Consider the following 18,690-nt stretch of genomic DNA (forward strand, 5'->3'; position numbering starts at 1 on the left):
GGTCAGCCAGTGGGACAGCGGACGCTTCGTGAGGGCCGCGTAGGCACACGCGGCCCTCGGTCCCGCAGGGCGGGGCCGGCGCCCGTCGGTGCTTCGGGCACCGGCCCCGGGGCACGTCGCCGGTTCGGAACTGCGGATCCGGGAGAGGGCACAGCGGGCCCGCAGCACTGGTCCGAACCGGGGCGTACTCGGCGGACACGGGAGCCGCTTCAGCGGACGTGGCCCCCACTGAATCGGCGGTACAGGATTCCACCCGTGAGGATGAGCGCGACGCTGCCCGCGAGAGCGGGGGCCGTGAGGTCCGCTCCGGTGTGGGCCAGCGAGGACGCCACGGGGCGCGGGGCAGGGTGGGACCGGGAGGAAGCCGGAGGCTTGGGGGCCCGGGGCTTCGGAACCGCTGAGTGCGGGGCCGGGATCGGGTGGTGGCCGGATTCGTTGACCGAGTGGTTGCCGAAGACCGGGTTGCCCACACCGACCACGTTGACACTGTTCCCGGAGACGTTCACCGGCAGGTCGATCGGGAGCTGGAGGCCGTTGCCCGACAGCAGCCCGGGCGAGTCCGCAGTGCTGCCGTGAGCCGACGCACCACCGGACCCGATCGATGCGCCGCTGCCGCCCGCACTGCCGGCTTTCGCCGCGCCACTGGTTTCGGCAACGTCGGCCTTCGCCGTACCGTTCTTCCCGGCACCGGCGGTCTTCGCCGCACCGCCGTTCACACAGGTGTTGCCCGCTGCCGGATTGAGCAGCCCCACCACGTCAGCGGTGTTGCCGCAGATGTTCACCGGCACGTGCACCGGGATCTGGACGTTGTTGCCGGAGAGCACCCCGGGCGAGCCGGCCGCCGTTGCCTCGGCACCGGCCCCGTCGGCCGCGAAGGCGGCGGACACCGGGAACGCCACGACCATCGCGCCGGACGCGGCGGCGACGGCGAACACACCGTTTCGGGTAGTCCGTCTCATTGGTTTCCTGCCTTCCTGACATCATCGCGGGCACTCACCCGCACCCACATAAAACGGACGCGCCCCATCCGGAGTTATGGCGTACCGCTCGCGAGTTGCTACGGGGCGGACCGCCGGCCCGCCCCGGGCGCAGCGAGTCGTGCACGATTCATACCCCCTAGGGGTATACTGTGACCACGTCGGGGATCCCCTCAGGGACCCCACTGGCCCCGAACGCCTCTACGAGGAGCAACGATGACCGCTCAGACCGACACCACGGCCCCCGTCACCACCGTCTACAAGGTGACCGGCATGAGCTGTGGCCACTGCGAGGGCTCCGTCTCCGGCGAGATCTCCCAGATCCCGGGCGTCAGCTCGGTGAAGGCCGTCGCGTCGACCGGCGAGGTGACCGTCGTCTCCGAGGCCCCGCTGGACGAGGAGGCCGTGCGCGCCGCCGTGGACGAGGCCGGTTTCGAGCTGGCCGGCCAGGCCTGAGGAAAACCCTCCGTTTCCCCGACCGGACCGTGCCGGCCAGCTGATACTGGACCCGTACGGTCCGGTCCGATGTCTGGAGTCCGGACATGACCAGCACCACCGCAGAAGCCGCGGAGACGGCCGCGACCACGGGCACCGCCTCCGAGGTCGAGCTGCTCATCGGCGGAATGACCTGCGCCTCCTGCGCCGCCCGGGTGGAGAAGAAGCTCAACCGGATGGACGGCGTCAGCGCCACCGTCAACTTCGCCACCGAGAAGGCCAAGGTCACCTTCGCCGACGGCGTCCAGGTCGCCGACCTGATCGCCACCGTGGAGAAGACCGGCTACACCGCCGAGGAACCGCCGCCACCGCGGCCCGCACCCGAGACGGGCCCGGAAACCCCCGCACCGGACGCCGTACTGGGCGCCCTGCGCCACCGCCTGCTCGTCTGCGCGCTGCTCGCCTCCCCCGTGGTCCTGCTCTCGATGATCCCGGCGCTCCAGTTCGACAACTGGCAGTGGCTGTCGCTCACCCTCGCCGCACCGGTCGTCGTCTGGGGCGGCGCCCCCTTCCACCGGGCCGCCTGGACCAACCTCCGGCACGGCGCCGCCACCATGGACACCCTCGTCTCGGTCGGCACGCTGGCCGCGTTCGGCTGGTCGCTGTGGGCGCTCTTCTTCGGCGGCGCGGGCATGCCCGGCACGCACGACGAGTTCCGGTTCACCGTCTCCCGCATGGACGGCGCCTCCACGATCTACCTGGAGGTGGCCGCCGGAGTCGTCGCGCTGATCCTGCTCGGCCGCTATCTGGAGGCCCGCTCCAAGCGCCGCGCGGGCGCCGCCCTGAAGGCCCTGATGGAGCTGGGCGCCAAGGACGTGGCGGTGCTGCGGGAGGGCCGCGAGGTACGGATACCGGTGTCGTCCCTGGCCGTCGGCGACCGGTTCGTCGTCCGGCCCGGCGAGAAGATCGCCACCGACGGCACGGTCGTGGAGGGCGTCTCCGCGGTGGACGCGTCCATGCTGACCGGCGAGTCGGTGCCGGTGGACGTCGGTCCCGGCGACCGGGTCACCGGCGCCACCGTCAACGCGGGCGGCCGGCTGGTCGTGGAGGCCACCCGGGTCGGCGCGGACACCCAGCTCGCCCGGATGGCGAAGCTGGTCGAGGACGCGCAGAACGGCAAGGCCGAGGTGCAGCGGCTCGCCGACCGGATCTCCGCCGTCTTCGTCCCCGTGGTCATCCTCATCGCGCTCGGCACCTTCGGCATCTGGCTGGGCGTCACCGGCGACACCGTGGCCGCGTTCACCGCCGCCGTCGCCGTCCTGATCATCGCCTGCCCGTGCGCGCTGGGCCTGGCCACCCCGACCGCGCTGATGGTCGGCACCGGGCGCGGCGCCCAGCTCGGCCGCGAGGTGGCCGTGGGGCGCCTCTACGACGATCTTCCGCAGGAGTTGGCCCGCGCGGCCCGCGAGGCCGAGCAGGAGGGCCGTACGGCCGTCGTGGCGGGCTGGGACGGGCGGGCCCGCGGGGTCCTCGCCGTCGCCGACGCGGTCAAGGAGACCAGCGCCGAGGCGGTTCGTGAGCTGCGGGCGCTGGGGCTGACGCCGGTGCTGCTCACCGGGGACAACCGGGCGGTCGCCGAGGCGGTCGCGCGCACGGTCGGCATCGACCCCGAGCACGTCTTCGCCGAGGTGCTGCCCGAGGACAAGGTGGACGTCGTACGACGGCTCCAGCGCGAGGGGCGGTCCGTGGCCATGGTCGGCGACGGCGTGAACGACGCCGCCGCGCTCGCCACGGCGGACCTGGGCCTGGCGATGGGCACCGGCACGGACGCCGCGATCGAGGCCGGCGATCTGACGCTGGTGCGCGGGGACCTGCGGGTGGCCGCGGACGCCATCCGGCTGTCCCGGCGGACGCTGGCCACCATCAAGGGCAACCTGGTGTGGGCCTTCGGCTACAACGTCGCCGCGCTGCCGCTGGCCGCCGCGGGGCTGCTCAACCCGATGATCGCGGGAGCGGCGATGGCCTTCTCCTCGGTGTTCGTGGTGACCAACAGCCTGCGGCTACGGGCCTTCCGGTGAGGTGACGGCAATTGCCGGGGCGGATGTCCCGGTCCCCCTGGAGTCCGGCGCGAGCCTCACATAAGCTCTTCACAAGGCTCGCGCATCATCCTTACGCTTGAGTCCCGATCGCCGTATCGGGGCTCTTGCGCACCTAAAGGACATATGCAAGAGACGCAGATCACAGTGATGCGAACGTAACCATCGAAGGGGTTCGAAGGTCTAAGTTGGCGATGTCAGACCAGCGTCTTGGGGGGCGCTGACTGGCATCTGGGGATGTCTTGGGGGACTTCCTCAGAGATGCGTTGCCGGGGCACGTACACCGGGAAGCTTTGAGCGGCCCTTCCGGCGTGCGTTGTCCCGGCAGATCGCACCGCATCACTGGAGCAGGCCGAGTTTTGCTCGTTCTGCTCACAGACAGCGATTCAGGCGCTGTCCTCTCCGAGCGCCCGGCCGGATCCCGTGGGGGGAATCCGCACCGGGACATGGGAAGGCGCCCTGGTCGTCGGCCCGTGGGGGGACCGGCGTCTCAGGGCGCCTTCCGCTTTTCGCCTGTACCGCTACGGCACTCCGGCCCGTGCGGCCGTGACGGGACCGTCGGGCGCCTGGAGGCTCACCGCACCCCAGGCGCCCGCCGAAGAGAACTCAGCGCTCCTCGACCGGAACGAAGTCGCGCTCCACCACGCCCGTGTAGATCTGGCGCGGGCGGCCGATGCGGGAGCCCGGCTCCTTGATCATCTCGGTCCACTGGGCGATCCAGCCCGGCAGGCGGCCGAGGGCGAACAGGACCGTGAACATCTCGGTCGGGAAGCCCATGGCGCGGTAGATCAGACCGGTGTAGAAGTCCACGTTCGGGTACAGCTTGCGCTCGACGAAGTAGTCGTCGGACAGCGCGTGCTCCTCCAGCTTGAGGGCGATGTCGAGGAGCTCGTCGTCCTTGCCCAGCGCGGAGAGCACGTCGTGCGCGGCGGCCTTGATGATCTTGGCGCGCGGGTCGAAGTTCTTGTAGACCCGGTGGCCGAAGCCCATCAGGCGGACGCCGTCCTCCTTGTTCTTCACCTTGCGGATGAAGGTGTCGACGTCGGAGCCCGAGTCGCGGATGCCCTCCAGCATCTCCAGCACGGACTGGTTGGCACCGCCGTGCAGCGGGCCCCACAGGGCGCTGATGCCGGCCGAGATGGACGCGAACATGTTGGCCTGCGAGGAGCCGACCAGACGGACCGTGGAGGTCGAACAGTTCTGCTCGTGGTCGGCGTGCAGGATCAGCAGCTTGTCCAGCGCGGCGACGACGACCGGGTCCAGCTCGAACTCCTGCGCCGGCACCGAGAAGGTCATGCGCAGGAAGTTCTCGACGTAACCGAGGTCGTTGCGCGGGTAGACGAACGGGTGGCCGATCGACTTCTTGTACGCGTACGCCGCGATCGTCGGGAGCTTGGCGAGCAGCCGGATCGTGGAGAGGTCGCGCTGCGTCTCGTCGAACGGGTTGTGGCTGTCCTGGTAGAAGGTGGACAGCGCCGAGACGACCGAGGACAGCATGGCCATCGGGTGGGCGTCGCGCGGGAAGCCCTTGTAGAAGTTCTTGACGTCCTCGTGCAGCAGCGTGTGCCGCGTGATGTCGTTCTTGAACGCAGTCAGCTGGTCGACGGTGGGCAGCTCGCCGTTGATCAGCAGGTACGCCACCTCAAGGAAGGTGGAGCGCTCGGCCAGCTGCTCGATGGGGTAGCCGCGGTAGCGGAGGATGCCCGCCTCGCCGTCGAGGTAGGTGATCGCGGATTTGTAGGCGGCGGTGTTGCCGTAGCCGCTGTCCAGGGTCACCAGACCGGTCTGGGCGCGGAGCTTCCCGATGTCGAAGCCCTTGTCACCGACGGTGCTGTCGACCACCGGGTAGGTGTACTCGCCGTCGCCGTACCGCAGTACTACAGAGTTGTCGCTCACGTCTTCCCTCACCGACGTAGTGCCTCATCTTCGAGGTGCCCTGACTGTCTCTACCATCCCCCATTTGGCTCAGGAGAGTGCACTCGGGGTCGACCATTGGGCCTATTGGCGGCACTCAGTGCCGTCAACCTGCTCATCCTGCCCCCTCGGAGGGGCAACCGGAAGTGCTCTGTGACCTTCACGACTCGTTTGATCGATCATTTTCGCCGCAGGGCCGGATTCAGGGCCACCACGGTGACTTCAGCGCCACGGCCCGTGACTTCAGGGTCCGCCGCGCGTGACTTCGGGGACCGCCGCCCGGGGTTCAGGCCCCCAGTCTGAAGTCCAGGGCCGTGAACCGCCGCCCGGCCGACACCGTGCGCACCGCCTGCCCGATCGCCTTGCGTGAACCGACGAGGACGACCAGTCGCCGCGCCCGGGTGACCGCCGTGTAGAGCAGGTTCCGCTGGAGCATCATCCATGCTCCCGTGGTGACCGGAATCACCACGGCGGGGTATTCACTGCCCTGTGAGCGGTGAATGGTCACCGCGTACGCGTGGGCCAGTTCGTCCAGTTCGTCGAAATCGTACGGAACCTCCTCATCCTCGTCCGTCAGCACGGTCAAGCGCTGGTCGACCGGATCGAGCGAGGTGACGACGCCCACGGTGCCGTTGAAGACACCGTTCTCGCCTTTCTCGTAATTGTTGCGAATCTGGGTGACCTTGTCGCCGACGCGGAAGACCCGGCCACCGAACCGCTTCTCCGGCAGATCGGGCCGCCCGGGCGTGATGGCCTGCTGGAGCAGCCCGTTGAGCGCGCCCGCCCCGGCCGGGCCCCGGTGCATCGGCGCGAGCACCTGCACGTCCCGGCGCGGGTCCAGGCCGAACTTGGCCGGAATCCGCCGCGCGGCCACGTCCACGGTGAGCCGGCCGGCGGCCTCCGTATCGTCCTCCACGAAGAGGAAGAAGTCCTTCATCCCGTCGGTGAGCGGATGCTGCCCCGCGTTGATGCGGTGCGCGTTGGTGACGACGCCGGACTGCTGGGCCTGCCGGAAGACCCGGGTGAGCCGGACGGCCGGGACGGGACTGCCGTCGGCGAGCAGATCGCGCAGGACCTCCCCCGCGCCGACGCTGGGCAACTGGTCCACGTCCCCCACGAAGAGCAGATGGGCCCCCGGCGGTACGGCCTTCACGAGCTTGTTGGCGAGCAGCAGGTCCAGCATGGAGGCCTCGTCCACGACCACCAGGTCGGCGTCCAGCGGCCGGTCCCGGTCGTAGGCGGCGTCCCCGCCGGGCTTGAGCTCCAGCAGCCGGTGCACGGTGGAGGCCTCGGCTCCGGTCAGCTCGGCCAGCCGCTTGGCGGCCCGGCCGGTCGGGGCGGCGAGCAGCACCTTGGCACGCCGGGCCCGGGCCAGCTCCACGATCGAGCGCACGGTGAACGACTTGCCGCAGCCGGGGCCGCCGGTCAGCACGGCGACCTTCTCGGTCAGCGCGAGTTTCACGGCCGCCTCCTGCTCGGGCGCGAGGTCGGCGCCGGTGCGGGATCTCAGCCACCCGAGCGCCTTGCCCCAGTCGACGTCCCGGAACCCCGGCATCCGGTCCTGGTCCGTGCGCAGAAGCCGCAGGAGCTGGGCGGCGAGGGAGAGTTCGGCACGGTGGAAGGGGACGAGGTACACGGCACTGACGGGCTCGTCCCCGCCGTCGGGTCCGGGCACCTTCTCCCGGACGACCCCCGGATCGCCCCCGTCCTGCGGCACCTGACCCAGCTCGCCCAGACACTCGATGACCAGCCCGGTGTCGACCTGGAGCAGCTTCACGGCATCGGCGATCAGCCGCTCCTCCGGCAGGAAGCAGTGCCCCTGGTCGGCGGACTGCGACAGTGCGTACTGCAGGCCGGCCTTCACGCGCTCGGGACTGTCGTGCGGGATGCCGACCGACTGGGCGATCTTGTCGGCGGTGAGGAAGCCGATGCCCCAGACGTCGGCGGCGAGCTGGTAGGGGCGTTCCTTCACGACGGAGATCGACGCGTCGCCGTACTTCTTGTAGATCCGCACGGCGATGGAGGTGGACACCTCGACGGTCTGCAGGAAGAGCATGACCTCCTTGATCGCCTTCTGTTCCTCCCAGGCGTCGGCGATCTTCTTGGTGCGTTTGGGGCCGAGGCCGGGGACCTCGACGAGGCGCTCGGGCTCCTCCTCGATGATCCTCAGGGTGTCGACGCCGAAGTGCTGGGTGATGCGGTCGGCGAAGACCGGCCCGATGCCCTTGACCAGCCCGGACCCCAGATAGCGCCGGATGCCCTGGACGGTGGCCGGCAGCACGGTCGTGTAGTTCTCGACGTGGAACTGCTTGCCGTACTGCGGATGCGACCCCCAGCGGCCCTCCATCCGGAGGGATTCACCGACCTGGGCACCGAGCAGCGCGCCGACCACCGTGAGGAGATCTGCGGCACCTCTTCCGGTGTCGACCCGGGCCACCGTGTACCCGTTCTCCTCATTGGCGTACGTGATCCGCTCCAGCACGCCTTCGACCACGGCAAGACGCCGTTCGCCGGTCTGGGTCCCCGCCTGTTGAGCCATGATCCGACGGTACCGGTGAGGTCTGACACCGGCCCACCGCCACGGTCCCTGCCCGTGACCGACGCCGAGGGGACCGGGGCCGCCGCTCAGGAGTCGCGGGACCGCGTCGAGGCGGCCACCGCGGGGACGCCGTACCGATTGCGCGGGACGGCGGAGGGGTTCGAGCCGACCGTCGACGTCCACACCGGGTCGCGCTCCGCCCGCGGGAGAAGCGCTTCACCCTGACCGACGTCGTCCGTGCCGTCGCGTACGAGGCGGGCCCGGGCGGAGTCCGGCGTGAAGATCGCGACGGGCTTCGCCCTGGGCACGTCGATCGCGCTCGCCGCCCTGGTCTGACCCTGAGCGGTCAACTCGTCGACGGGTGCCGGGATTTGTGCCGCAACGGTGGCGGCCGACCCACCGGTGCACGGACACCTTCAGCCACTAGAGTGACGGGCGACCCCGCTCCCCTGATCCTCGTAGCGACAGGAGCCAGGACTGATGACCGGCTATGTGATGGCTGCCACCGATGCCGGCGGCGAACGGCTCGGGGAGCGCGTCGTCCCCACGGCACCCACGCTCGGCGAGGCCGCCGCATACGGCGACAGCCACCGGACGAACTACGTCTCGGTCCGCCACGGCCACGACGACATCACCCTCTACGGCAGGGACGCCACCGGCACCTGGTCGCTCCTCGTCGCCGGCGCCCCCGCCGCCGTCGTCGTGGAACTGCGCCGCCGGCACGATGCCCTGACCCGGCCGGAGCCGGACTGGGACGACAGCCCCGCCGGCTACGAGTACGCCCCGACTCCCGGCGGTGAGTACGTGTTGACCGCCGTCGACGTGAGCGGGGAAGCGTTCGGCGAGCGCGTCGGCCCCACGGCGCCCGCGCTCGCCGACGCGGCCGAACTCGGCGAACTCCACGAGGCGGACTACGTCGTGGCCGGCCGGGACGACGGCGACGTGGTCACGCTCTACGGCCGGGACGCCGACGGCTCCTGGTCCGTGATCGCGGCCGACATCGATGTCGAGACCGCCGAGGAGGTGTGCCTCTGGTTCGACCTCACGCAGCATTACCCGGGCCGGCCGGCGGCCGGAAGCGGCCGGGCCGGCCACCCGCTCGACCACGTGCCGACGCCCGAGGGCGGGCGGATGACCGCGGCCCAGGCCGTCTCACTGGTCGTGGAACGGATCCGGGCACACCGCCTGGACTACCCCACGCAGGGTCTCGCGGCGGATCGCTTCGAAGCGGGCTGGAGCGTGTACGCGCCGGTGGACGTCGACGAGAGCGACCCGATGGCGTTCCTGGAGATGCCGGTGGGCCGCTCGGTGTTCCTGGTGAGCGACGCCGGGCGGGTCAAGGAGATATCGAGCGCGATCCCTCCGCGGCAGGCGGAGGAGATGTTCGGCGCCGAAGAGGCGTACGTTCGCCGCGCGCCCGCCGAGGAGCGGTTCATGGCCGACCTCAGGGACGAGGTCATGCGGCTCGACTCCGCGTCGAAAGGCTCCGCGGGCATCAGCTCGTTCACCGTCGACACCCCCGACGAGGAGGCGGTCGCGGCCAGGGCGTCCCGGCTGATCGCCCCGATCGCGCAGCAGTTGGCCCTGCTCGGCCCGCCGGGGTGGGACCACCTGACGGCGGCCTTCTCCTTCACGGTCTCCGGCGAGGTGGCCCGGCTACGCTTCCGGTCCGGGAACCGGAGCACCGAGGTCCCGGTCCCCGAGCAGCTGACGGTACTGGTCCGCCGGCAGCGACACCTCGCCGCGCGGATGCCGGCCGGCCCGTGGTGGCGCCTGCTGCTCACCGTCAGCCACAGCGCCGGCACGAACGCCCGGATCACCACCGAGTACGACTACGGCGACCGGCCCTTCCCCGACGACCACCTGCTGGCGCCCGGACACTACCGCGACGACCTGGCCGCCTACCCGCGCGCCCACACACCGGCATGGCTCTCCGCGTACATCGGCAGCGCCGACGGGGGCGGCCCCGCGGCCCACACGACCGCGCAGGCCGCAGGTGCCGCAACACGGCCGACCCCTCCCCGGCAGGACCGGACGGCACCTCCGGGTCCGGCGCAGCCCGGCCCGGTCCCGGTCCTCGACACACTGGTCCGCCGGAAACGCCTCTACGCCGACCCCCAGGTCATCACCTTCGGCAGGCACACGCTCGCGCTCGACCAGGTGGAGTGGGTCAGTTACACCGCGACCCACACCGCCACCAAGCGGTTCCTGTTCCCGACGACCCACGACACCGCGTGGGACTTCGCGGTCGGCAAGTACCCGTACTACGGCGGGCCCGTGGTCCGCGTGCACTTCTCCCAGTTGGGCCGCCGGGCCGACCAGCCTGACGAGTGGACGTTCCTGGTGAACCTGGCCAGGCGGTACCTGGAACCCCGGTTGCTCAGCGATCTGGTCACCCAGGTCCGCCGTGGCGAGACCATCACGGTCGGCGGCAGCGTGAAGGTGGACCAGAGCGGCATCGCGTGTCCCAAGCCACGGCTCTCCGTGCCGTGGGAATCGATCAGCGCCGTGCAGCCGCACAACGGCATGATCTACGTCCACCAAGTGGGCGTGGAGAAACCGGTGTTGACCGTACCCCTGAGCCATCCCAACGCGGGGCTGATCCCGGACCTCTTCGCCGCGCTCATGCCGTGACGATCCTGCCGGCGTGGCTGTCAGAGCGGGTTGAGGCGGGCCTTGAGCAGGCAGAACTCATTGCCCTCGGGGTCGGCGAGGACGTGCCACTCCTCCTCGCCGCTCTGGCCGATGTCGGCCGGGCGCGCCCCGAGCTTCAAGAGGCGTTCGAGCTCGGCGTCCTGATCCCGGTCGGTGGCGTTGACGTCGATGTGCAGCCGGGACTTCCCCGGCTCCGGCTCGTCCCTGCGGCTGAGGAAGATCGTCGGCTGTGCGCCGCCGAACCCTTCCCGCGGCCCGATCTCGATGCTGCCGTCCTCTTCGCGTCCGAGGACCACGAAGTCCAGCACCTCGCACCAGAACCGCGCCAGCACCTCGGGTTCGCGGCAACCGAGCACGAGCTCACCGATACGACATGCCATGGACGAAACCTGCTCTCAGCGTGGGACTGTGCCGGTACGGCCGCGCGAAGCGCATGGGCTCCCCGCGGTGGAACACGCCCGAGACCGTACCGGGCGGGGGGAGTTGGTGCGAGGGGTTTCGGGCGGCCGGACACGTGCAGGATCGCCACCTCGCGCGGGAACGTGGCGTGGGCTCCGGTTCCGCGAGATCCAAGTAACCGCCCGCACGGGTCCCGACCACCTGGAGACGTGGATGGGCAGATCTGCTCCCGGTGGCGTGGGCGAAGCCACAGGTGGGGTGGAACAGATCTGCCAATCGCTCCTCAGGAGGGAGGGGCGGGGTTATCGACGGTGGCGGGGCTTGTCCTGGCGTGGGGGGAGGGTCAAGGTGATCTGGCGGACCAGTTGTTGGAAGCATGCCAGTGACGCGCACGCGGGGAGGGCGGCGCCGGCGATGCCGGTGACCGTTCGGTCTGCCTGAGCGACGCACAGCATCATCGCGACGGACGAGAACAGCAGGACGATGAACCACGAGTGCAGGGCTCGGCGCTGATGCAGAGCGCTTCGCAGGATGGAGAGGGAAGCCACCATCCAGGGGCCGTACACGAGAATCGGCCACCAGGCGATCATCTCACCGTTCGTGCCCGACGTGATGTTCCGCAATGGCCCGTAGGCCGCCATTCCGCCGAACACGCTGACCATCGCCACGATGACGGAGACGAACGCAGCGATCAGGAAGCTGCCGGTCTGCATCCATTTGATGCGGATTTTTCGAACCCGGCTCTTGCGGTGTCCGGCCCCGGCGGAAGCGCGTCGGATGGGCGGCAACTGTGCGGTGATCCGGGCCAGGTTCTCCATCGGGTCGGCGTACTCGACGGCCGGTGACGGCTCGCTGCGCGGGGGCGGGACCACGGTCGGCTGCTCGGCCGGAACGGCCTCCTGCAAGAGGTAGGCGAGTTCCTCGGCCGGGTCCCAGCCCGAGTCCGGGGGCACCAGGAGCGCCTCTGAGTCCAGGGCGTCGACAGGACTGCCGTGCCAGACGGTACCCACCGTGTAAGGGGGTGTGTCCGCATACCGTTCACGCCGAGCGAAGGAGGAACCCGCATAGTCGTGGTTCATGGAAATCCACCCCCGTCAGACGCGATCCGCGTGACAGTCAGAGTTTGCCTGGGCGGTCCATCGTTGATTAAGTTCCTCCTGGACCGCTTCCAATAGCGTGAGGAACTCGCGGAGCAGCGACTCGGTGGCGTGGGGTTCGATGCGCACGCCGTCCCCACGCAAGGTGCCACGCGCCTCGAGCGAGCGTGCAACACCAGGTGTGTAAATATACTTTCCCGCCGTCACAACACGGCCCGCAGACAGACTGTCTTTCCTCGCGTCGCGGTGAGGCAAGCCATGGAACCTTGCTGTCGTCATATTCGAGCTAACGCGGCCCCCTCTCCTCCAGATGCGCGGCAAAAGAGTGAACATGACGCGGCGGGAAACGTTGGAAGTGCGTTTTTTCATTTGTGTAATTCGCTTTTCAGTCGCCATCTTGTGAGTCGAGTGGTTTGTATTCTGAAAACCCTTCCATTCCGGTGGTCCGTCCCGGCGGGGCGGCCGGCCCCGGCCGTGCCGGCCGGAGGCCCCCTCCGCACCCCGGTCACGATTGGGTCTCGGCCACCCTCGACCCCTTGCCCCGAGCCCGTGTAATCGATTCCAATCCTCCCTACGGCAGCGATGTAATCGATTCCATGAGTCCACGAGGAGGTGGGGCCGGCGATGGCGAGCATCAAGGACGTGGCCGCCGCGGCGGGCGTGTCCGTGGCCACCGTGTCGCGCGTGCTGAACGGGCATCCGTCCGTCAGTGCCGACGCGCGGGCGCGGGTGATGGGGGCCGTCGAGGCCCTGGGGTACCGGCCGAACGCCGTCGCCCGGTCCCTTCGGACGGACCAGACCCATACCCTCGGGCTGGTCATCAGCGACGTGCTGAATCCTTACTTCACCGAGCTGGCCCGTTCCGTCGAGGAAGAGGCCCGCGCGCTCGGCTACAGCGTGATCATCGGAAACGCCGACGAGCGGCCCGAGCTCCAGGACCACCACGTACGGAACCTGCTCGACCGGCGCATCGACGGGCTGCTCGTCTCCCCCACCGACGGTGGCTCGCCCCTGATGCTGGACGCCGCCCGGGCGGGGACGCCGATGGTGTTCGTCGACCGGTGGATCCCCGGCGTGGACGTGCCGGTGGTGCGCGCCGACGGGCAGGCCGCCGTACGGGATCTCGTCGCCCATCTGTGCCGGCTCGGGCACCGGCGGCTCGCGATCATCGCCGGGCCCGCCGCCACCACCACCGGCAGTGAGCGTGTGGAGGCGTTCCGGGCCGCGCTCGCCGAGTACGGGCTCCCCCTGCCGGATGCCTACATCGGGCAGGGCGACTTCCAGGCCGAGAGCGGCCGGCAGGTCACCGAGGGGTTCCTCGACCTGCCGGAACCGCCCGAGGTCGTCTTCGCCGCCGACAACCTGATGGCGCTCGGCGCGCTGGACGCCGTACGCGCGCGCGGGCTGCGCGTGCCCGACGACATCGCGCTGGCCGCGTTCGACGACATCCCGTGGTTCGTGCACACCGATCCGCCGGTCACCGCGATCGCCCAGCCGACCGGTGAGCTGGGGCGGGCCGCCGTACGGGCCCTGGTCGACCGGATCGAGGGGCGCACCCCGCGCTCTGTCACCCTGCCCGCGCGGCTCGTCGTACGCCGCTCCTGCGGAGAGGCGCTCCTGCCCTCCCAGACCCCCGCACCCCCCACGCAGTCCCCCTCCCCAGTGCAAAGGAGCACGTCGTGAGCAACCCGGACGAGTTGCTGCGCATCGAGGGCATACGCAAGACCTTCCCCGGCGTGGTCGCGCTCGACGGCGTCGACTTCGACCTGCGCCGGGGCGAGGTCCATGTACTGCTCGGTGAGAACGGCGCCGGCAAGAGCACTCTCATCAAGATGCTCTCCGGTGCCTACACCCCCGATGCCGGCCGGATTCTCGTAGGCGGTGAGGAGGTGCGCATCCACGGTGCGCAGGACTCCGAGCGCCTCGGGATCGCCACCATCTACCAAGAGTTCAATCTGGTGCCGGACCTCACCGTCGCCGAGAACATCTTCCTGGGGCGGCAGCCGCGCCGGTTCGGGATGATCGACCGGAAGCGGATGGAGGCGGAGGCCGCGACGCTGCTGGAGCGTGTCGGGGTCGATGTCCCGCCCCGCGCGCGGGTGCGGGAACTCGGCATCGCGCGGCTCCAGATGGTCGAGATCGCCAAGGCGCTCAGCCTGGACGCGCGCGTGCTCATCATGGACGAGCCGACCGCCGTGCTCACCTCGGAGGAGGTGGAGAAGCTCTTCGCCATCGTGCGCTCGCTGCGCGAGGAAGGCGTGGGGATCGTCTTCATCACCCACCACCTGGAGGAGATCGCCGCCCTGGGCGACCGGGTGACCGTCATCCGGGACGGGCGCAGTGTCGGGCAGGTGCCCGCCGCCACGCCCGAGGACGAGCTCGTACGGCTGATGGTGGGGCGCTCCATCGAGCAGCAGTACCCGCGTCAGCGGCCGGAGAAGGGCGCCCCGCTGCTGTCCGTCGAGGGGCTGGGCCGCGACGGGGTCTTCCACGACGTGAGTTTCGAGGTGCACGCCGGCGAGGTCGTCGGTATCGCGGGGCTCGTGGGGGCCGGCCGTACCGAGGTCGTCCGGGCGGTGTTCGGCGCCGATCCGTACGACCACGGGGTCGTGCGGGTCTCCGGTGCCGAGCTCAAGCGGCACGACGTGAACGCGGCGATGGCGGCCGGGATCGGGCTCGTGCCGGAGGACCGCAAGGGCCAGGGGCTGGTGCTGGACGCCTCCGTCGCGGAGAACCTGGGCCTGGTGACCCTCCGGTCGGCCACCCGGGCCGGGCTGGTGGACCGCAAGGCGCAGTACTCCGCCGCCGAGCGGATCGCCGGGCAGCTGGGCGTGCGCATGGCGGGCCTCGGGCAGCACGTGCGGACCCTGTCCGGCGGCAACCAGCAGAAGGTCGTCATCGGCAAGTGGCTGCTGGCCGACACCAAGATGCTGATCCTGGACGAGCCGACGCGCGGTATCGACGTCGGCGCCAAGGTCGAGATCTACCAGCTCATCAACGAGCTGACGGCCGCCGGGGCCGCCGTGCTGATGATCTCCAGCGATCTGCCGGAGGTGCTCGGCATGAGCGACCGGGTGCTGGTGATGGCCCAGGGCCGGATCGCCGGTGAACTCCCGGCCGACGAGGCCACCCAGGACGCCGTGATGGCGCTCGCCGTTTCCACCCCCACCACCGACAAGGAGGCCACCCGTGGCCACTGACACGCTCAAGAGGCCGGCGGGCGCGAGTGGCGCCCCGGGCGGCCTGCGCCGGCTGCTCCTCGACAACGGCGCGCTCACCGCGCTGATCGTCCTGGTCATCGCCCTGTCGGCGCTGTCCGGCGACTTCCTGACGACGGACAACCTGCTCAACATCGGCGTCCAGGCGGCCGTGACGGCGATCCTGGCCTTCGGTGTGACCTTCGTGATCGTCTCGGCGGGCATCGACCTGTCGGTCGGCTCGGTGGCCGCGCTGTCGGCGACCGTGCTGGCCTGGAGCGCCACCTCCCACGGGGTGCCGGTGGTGCTCGCGGTGCTGATGGCGGTCGCCACCGGCATCGTCGCCGGTCTGGTGAACGGTTTCCTCATCGCGTACGGCAAGCTGCCGCCGTTCATCGCGACGCTGGCCATGCTGTCGGTGGGCCGCGGTCTGGCCCTGGTGATCTCCCAGGGCTCCCCCATCGCCTTCCCGGACTCGGTCTCCCACCTCGGGGACACCCTCGGCGGCTGGCTGCCGGTGCCGGTGCTGGTCATGGTGGTGATGGGGCTGATCGCCGCGTTCGTGCTGGGACGCACGTACATCGGCCGCTCCATGTACGCGATCGGCGGCAACGAGGAGGCCGCGCGGCTGTCCGGTCTCCGGGTGAAGCGGCAGAAGCTCGCGATCTACGCCCTGTCCGGGCTGTTCGCCGCCGCGGCGGGCATCGTGCTGGCCTCCCGGCTGTCCTCGGCGCAGCCGCAGGCCGCCGACGGCTACGAGCTGGACGCCATCGCGGCGGTCGTCATCGGCGGCGCCTCGCTGGCGGGCGGCACCGGCAAGGCGTCCGGCACGCTGATCGGCGCGCTGATCCTGGCGGTGCTCCGCAACGGCCTGAACCTGCTCTCGGTCTCCGCCTTCTGGCAGCAGGTCGTGATCGGTGTCGTGATCGCGCTGGCGGTGCTGCTGGACACCGTGCGCCGCAAGGCCGGGGCGACCCCGGTGGCCGCCGGCACGGGCGGGCCGAAGGGCAAGCAGGCGGCCACGTACGCGCTCGCCGCCGTGGTGACCGTCGCCATCGTCGGCGCGACCTCGTTCCTGCACAGCGGTTCGTCGTCGTCCACGACCCCGAAGATGGGTCTGTCCCTGTCCACGCTCAACAACCCCTTCTTCGTGCAGATCCGGGCGGGCGCCCAGGCCGAGGCGAAGAAGCTGGGCGTGGACCTGACCGTCACCGACGCCCAGAACGACGCGTCCCAGCAGGCCAACCAGCTCCAGAACTTCACCAGTTCGGGCCTGGGCGCGATCATCGTCAACCCGGTGGACTCGGACGCGGCGAGCAACTCCGTGAAGGCCGCCGACAAGGCGAGGATCCCGGTCATCGCCGTCGACCGCGGCGTCAACAACGCGTCCGTGGACACGCTGGTGGCCTCCGACAACGTCGCCGGTGGTGAGCTGGCCGCGAAGACCATCGCCGAGAAGCTGGGCGGCAAGGGCAAGATCGTCATCCTCCAGGGCCAGGCGGGCACGTCGGCGGCCCGGGAGCGGGCGGCCGGGTTCGCCCAGGGCCTCAAGGCCTACCCGGGCATCCAGGTGCTGGCGCAGCAGCCCGCCGACTTCGACCGGACCAAGGGCCTCGACGTGATGTCGAACCTGCTCCAGGCCCACCCGGACGTGCAGGGCGTCATCGCCGCCAACGACGAGATGGCCCTGGGCGCGATCAAGGCGCTCGGCTCCAAGGCCGGCAAGTCCGTGCAGGTCGTCGGCTTCGACGGCACCCCGGACGGACTGACCGCGGTCAAGAACGGCACGCTGTACGCGTCCGTCGCCCAGCAGCCCTCGCAGCTCGGGAAGATCGCCGTGGACAACGCCCTCAAGGCGGTCAAGGGCGACAAGGTGGACCCGACGGTGAAGGTGCCGGTGAAGGTGGTCACGAAGGACAACGTGGCCGGCTTCAACGGCTGACAACAGGCGACTCGGGCGGCCGGCCCCGGGGACACTTCCGGGGCCGGCCCGCCTGGCGTCATCTCTCAGGGGAGTCAACTGATGTACGACTACGACCTTCTGGTCGTGGGATCGGCCAACGCCGACCTGGTGATCGGCGTCGAGCGGCGGCCGGCCGCCGGCGAGACGGTGCTCGGCGGCGATCTGGCCGTGCACCCGGGCGGCAAGGGCGCCAACCAGGCGGTCGCCGCGGCCCGGCTCGGTGCCGCCACGGCCCTGCTGGCGCGGGTCGGCGACGACGGCCACGGCCGGCTGCTGCTCGACTCCCTGCGCACGGCCGGGGTCGACACGGTGGGCGTGCTGGTGGGCGGGGCCCCGACGGGCGTCGCGCTGATCACCGTGGACCCGTCCGGCGACAACAGCATCGTGGTGTCGCCGGGCGCCAACTCGCGTCTGCTGCCGGCGGACGTCCGGGCGGCGGCGAACGTCCTGCACGCCTCCCGGGTGGTGTCGGCGCAACTGGAGATCCCGCTGGAGACGGTCGTGGAGGTCGTACGGACCCTGGCGCCGGGCAGTCGCTTCGTGCTGAACCCGTCGCCGCCGCGCGAGCTGCCCGCGGAGGTGCTGGCGGCGTGCGACCCGCTGATCCTCAACGAGCACGAGGCACGGGTCGTCCTCGGGGACGCCTGTGCGAGCGACGACCCCGAGGACTGGGCCCGGCTGCTGCTCGCCCGGGGTCCCCGCTCGGTCGTGGTGACGCTGGGCGCGGAGGGGGCGCTGGTGGCCGACGGCTCGGGGGTGACCCGGGTGCCGTCGGTGAAGGTGGACGCCGTGGACACCACGGGTGCCGGGGACGCGTTCACGGCCGCCCTGGCCTGGAAGCTCGGGTCCGGCGCGGACCTGGCGGACGCGGCGGCCTACGCGGCCCGGGTCGGCGCGGCGGCCGTGACCAGGCGGGGCGCGCAGGAGTCGTACCCGACGGCGGGGGAGGTCGAGGCCCTGTGAAGAAGGCGGGGATCCTCAACCGGCATCTCTCCGGCGCCCTGGCCGAACTGGGCCACGGGCACGGGGTGCTGGTCTGCGACGCGGGCATGCCGATACCCGACGGCCCCCGGGTGGTGGACCTGGCCTTCCGCGCCGGTGTGCCGTCCTTCGCGGAGGTGCTGGACGGCCTGCTGACCGAGCTGGTGGTGGAGGGCGCCACGGCGGCGGAGGAGGTGCGGGCGGCCAATCCGGCGGCGGCCGGGCTGCTTCTGGCCCGTTTCCCGGAGCTGGCCCTCGTCCCGCACGAGCGGCTGAAGGAGCTGTCGGCCGGGGCCCGGCTGATCGTCCGCACCGGCGAGGCCCGGCCGTACGCGAACGTCCTCCTGCGCTGCGGGGTGTTCTTCTAGGACCGAGACGTCCGGCACGTTTCGAGGGGGCGTCCCCGGCCCGTGGGCCCGGGACGCCCCCTCGGCGTT

The 18,690-nt window shown here is 70.7% G+C and carries 15 protein-coding genes; 8 read left to right on the forward strand and 7 right to left on the reverse strand.

Annotated elements, in window-relative coordinates:
• Positions 1-209: 209 nt before the first annotated feature.
• The gene (locus OO52_RS33225) at positions 210-959 is read right to left on the reverse strand and encodes a chaplin (protein WP_030650684.1); all 750 of its coding nucleotides are present in this window, start codon (positions 957-959) and stop codon (positions 210-212) included.
• 234 nt (positions 960-1,193) lie between these two features.
• On the opposite strand from OO52_RS33225, the gene OO52_RS33230 reads away from it, so the two are divergent.
• On the forward strand, positions 1,194-1,433 hold the full coding sequence (locus tag OO52_RS33230; RefSeq protein ID WP_030650687.1) for a heavy-metal-associated domain-containing protein: 240 nt from the start codon (positions 1,194-1,196) through the stop codon (positions 1,431-1,433).
• Between the two features lie 86 nt (positions 1,434-1,519).
• Positions 1,520-3,490 carry a heavy metal translocating P-type ATPase gene (locus tag OO52_RS33235; RefSeq protein ID WP_037671053.1) on the forward strand — a complete coding sequence of 657 codons (1,971 nt, stop codon included), beginning with the start codon at positions 1,520-1,522 and terminating at the stop codon, positions 3,488-3,490.
• 624 nt (positions 3,491-4,114) lie between these two features.
• On the opposite strand, the gene OO52_RS33240 is transcribed toward OO52_RS33235, so the two are convergent.
• The 3 genes from OO52_RS33240 to OO52_RS33250 all read right to left on the reverse strand — a co-directional run bounded on the left by OO52_RS33240 (position 4,115) and on the right by OO52_RS33250 (position 8,311).
• Positions 4,115-5,404, reverse strand: a complete 1,290-nt coding sequence (locus tag OO52_RS33240; RefSeq protein ID WP_030650690.1) for a citrate synthase — start codon at positions 5,402-5,404, stop codon at positions 4,115-4,117.
• Positions 5,405-5,708: 304 nt separating this feature from the next.
• Positions 5,709-7,961 (reverse strand): SF1B family DNA helicase RecD2, encoded by a 2,253-nt coding sequence (gene recD2 / locus OO52_RS33245; RefSeq protein ID WP_030650693.1) that lies wholly within the window; start codon positions 7,959-7,961, stop codon positions 5,709-5,711.
• A gap of 86 nt (positions 7,962-8,047) precedes the next feature.
• Positions 8,048-8,311 (reverse strand): hypothetical protein, encoded by a 264-nt coding sequence (locus tag OO52_RS33250; protein ID WP_030650696.1) that lies wholly within the window; start codon positions 8,309-8,311, stop codon positions 8,048-8,050.
• A 130-nt stretch (positions 8,312-8,441) separates the two neighbouring features.
• Here OO52_RS33250 and OO52_RS52220 point away from each other — a divergent pair, with 130 nt between their 5' ends.
• A complete protein-coding gene (locus tag OO52_RS52220; RefSeq protein WP_051818738.1) occupies positions 8,442-10,595 on the forward strand; it encodes a hypothetical protein in 2,154 nt (717 codons plus the stop codon).
• A gap of 20 nt (positions 10,596-10,615) precedes the next feature.
• On the opposite strand, the gene OO52_RS33260 is transcribed toward OO52_RS52220, so the two are convergent.
• From OO52_RS33260 to OO52_RS51055, 3 genes are all read right to left on the reverse strand, one after another.
• Positions 10,616-10,996: a VOC family protein gene (locus tag OO52_RS33260; protein ID WP_030650702.1), complete on the reverse strand. Its 381-nt coding sequence runs from the start codon at positions 10,994-10,996 to the stop codon at positions 10,616-10,618.
• A gap of 321 nt (positions 10,997-11,317) precedes the next feature.
• Positions 11,318-11,920: a DUF2637 domain-containing protein gene (locus tag OO52_RS33265; RefSeq protein ID WP_234339746.1), complete on the reverse strand. Its 603-nt coding sequence runs from the start codon at positions 11,918-11,920 to the stop codon at positions 11,318-11,320.
• A gap of 189 nt (positions 11,921-12,109) precedes the next feature.
• Positions 12,110-12,508, reverse strand: coding sequence for a hypothetical protein (locus tag OO52_RS51055; protein ID WP_158712588.1), 399 nt, complete (start codon positions 12,506-12,508; stop codon positions 12,110-12,112).
• Between the two features lie 228 nt (positions 12,509-12,736).
• Between OO52_RS51055 and OO52_RS33270 the strand changes: the two genes are divergently transcribed.
• The 5 genes from OO52_RS33270 to rbsD all read left to right on the forward strand — a co-directional run bounded on the left by OO52_RS33270 (position 12,737) and on the right by rbsD (position 18,621).
• Positions 12,737-13,795, forward strand: a complete 1,059-nt coding sequence (locus OO52_RS33270; RefSeq protein WP_030650709.1) for a LacI family DNA-binding transcriptional regulator — start codon at positions 12,737-12,739, stop codon at positions 13,793-13,795.
• Complete coding sequence (locus OO52_RS33275) at positions 13,792-15,312, forward strand: sugar ABC transporter ATP-binding protein (RefSeq protein ID WP_030650712.1); 1,521 nt, start codon at positions 13,792-13,794, stop codon at positions 15,310-15,312. Before OO52_RS33270 ends, OO52_RS33275 begins: the two co-directional genes overlap by 4 nt.
• A complete protein-coding gene (locus OO52_RS33280; RefSeq protein ID WP_030650715.1) occupies positions 15,302-17,251 on the forward strand; it encodes an ABC transporter permease/substrate-binding protein in 1,950 nt (649 codons plus the stop codon). Before OO52_RS33275 ends, OO52_RS33280 begins: the two co-directional genes overlap by 11 nt.
• A gap of 81 nt (positions 17,252-17,332) precedes the next feature.
• Positions 17,333-18,235 carry a ribokinase gene (locus OO52_RS33285; RefSeq protein WP_030650718.1) on the forward strand — a complete coding sequence of 301 codons (903 nt, stop codon included), beginning with the start codon at positions 17,333-17,335 and terminating at the stop codon, positions 18,233-18,235.
• Positions 18,232-18,621, forward strand: coding sequence for a D-ribose pyranase (gene rbsD / locus OO52_RS33290; RefSeq protein WP_030650721.1), 390 nt, complete (start codon positions 18,232-18,234; stop codon positions 18,619-18,621). The genes OO52_RS33285 and rbsD overlap by 4 nt, the downstream gene beginning before the upstream one ends.
• Positions 18,622-18,690 lie beyond the last annotated feature (69 nt).

Source organism: Streptomyces flaveolus, assembly GCF_000716535.1.
Classification (GTDB): Bacteria; Actinomycetota; Actinomycetes; order Streptomycetales; family Streptomycetaceae; genus Streptomyces; species Streptomyces flaveolus_A.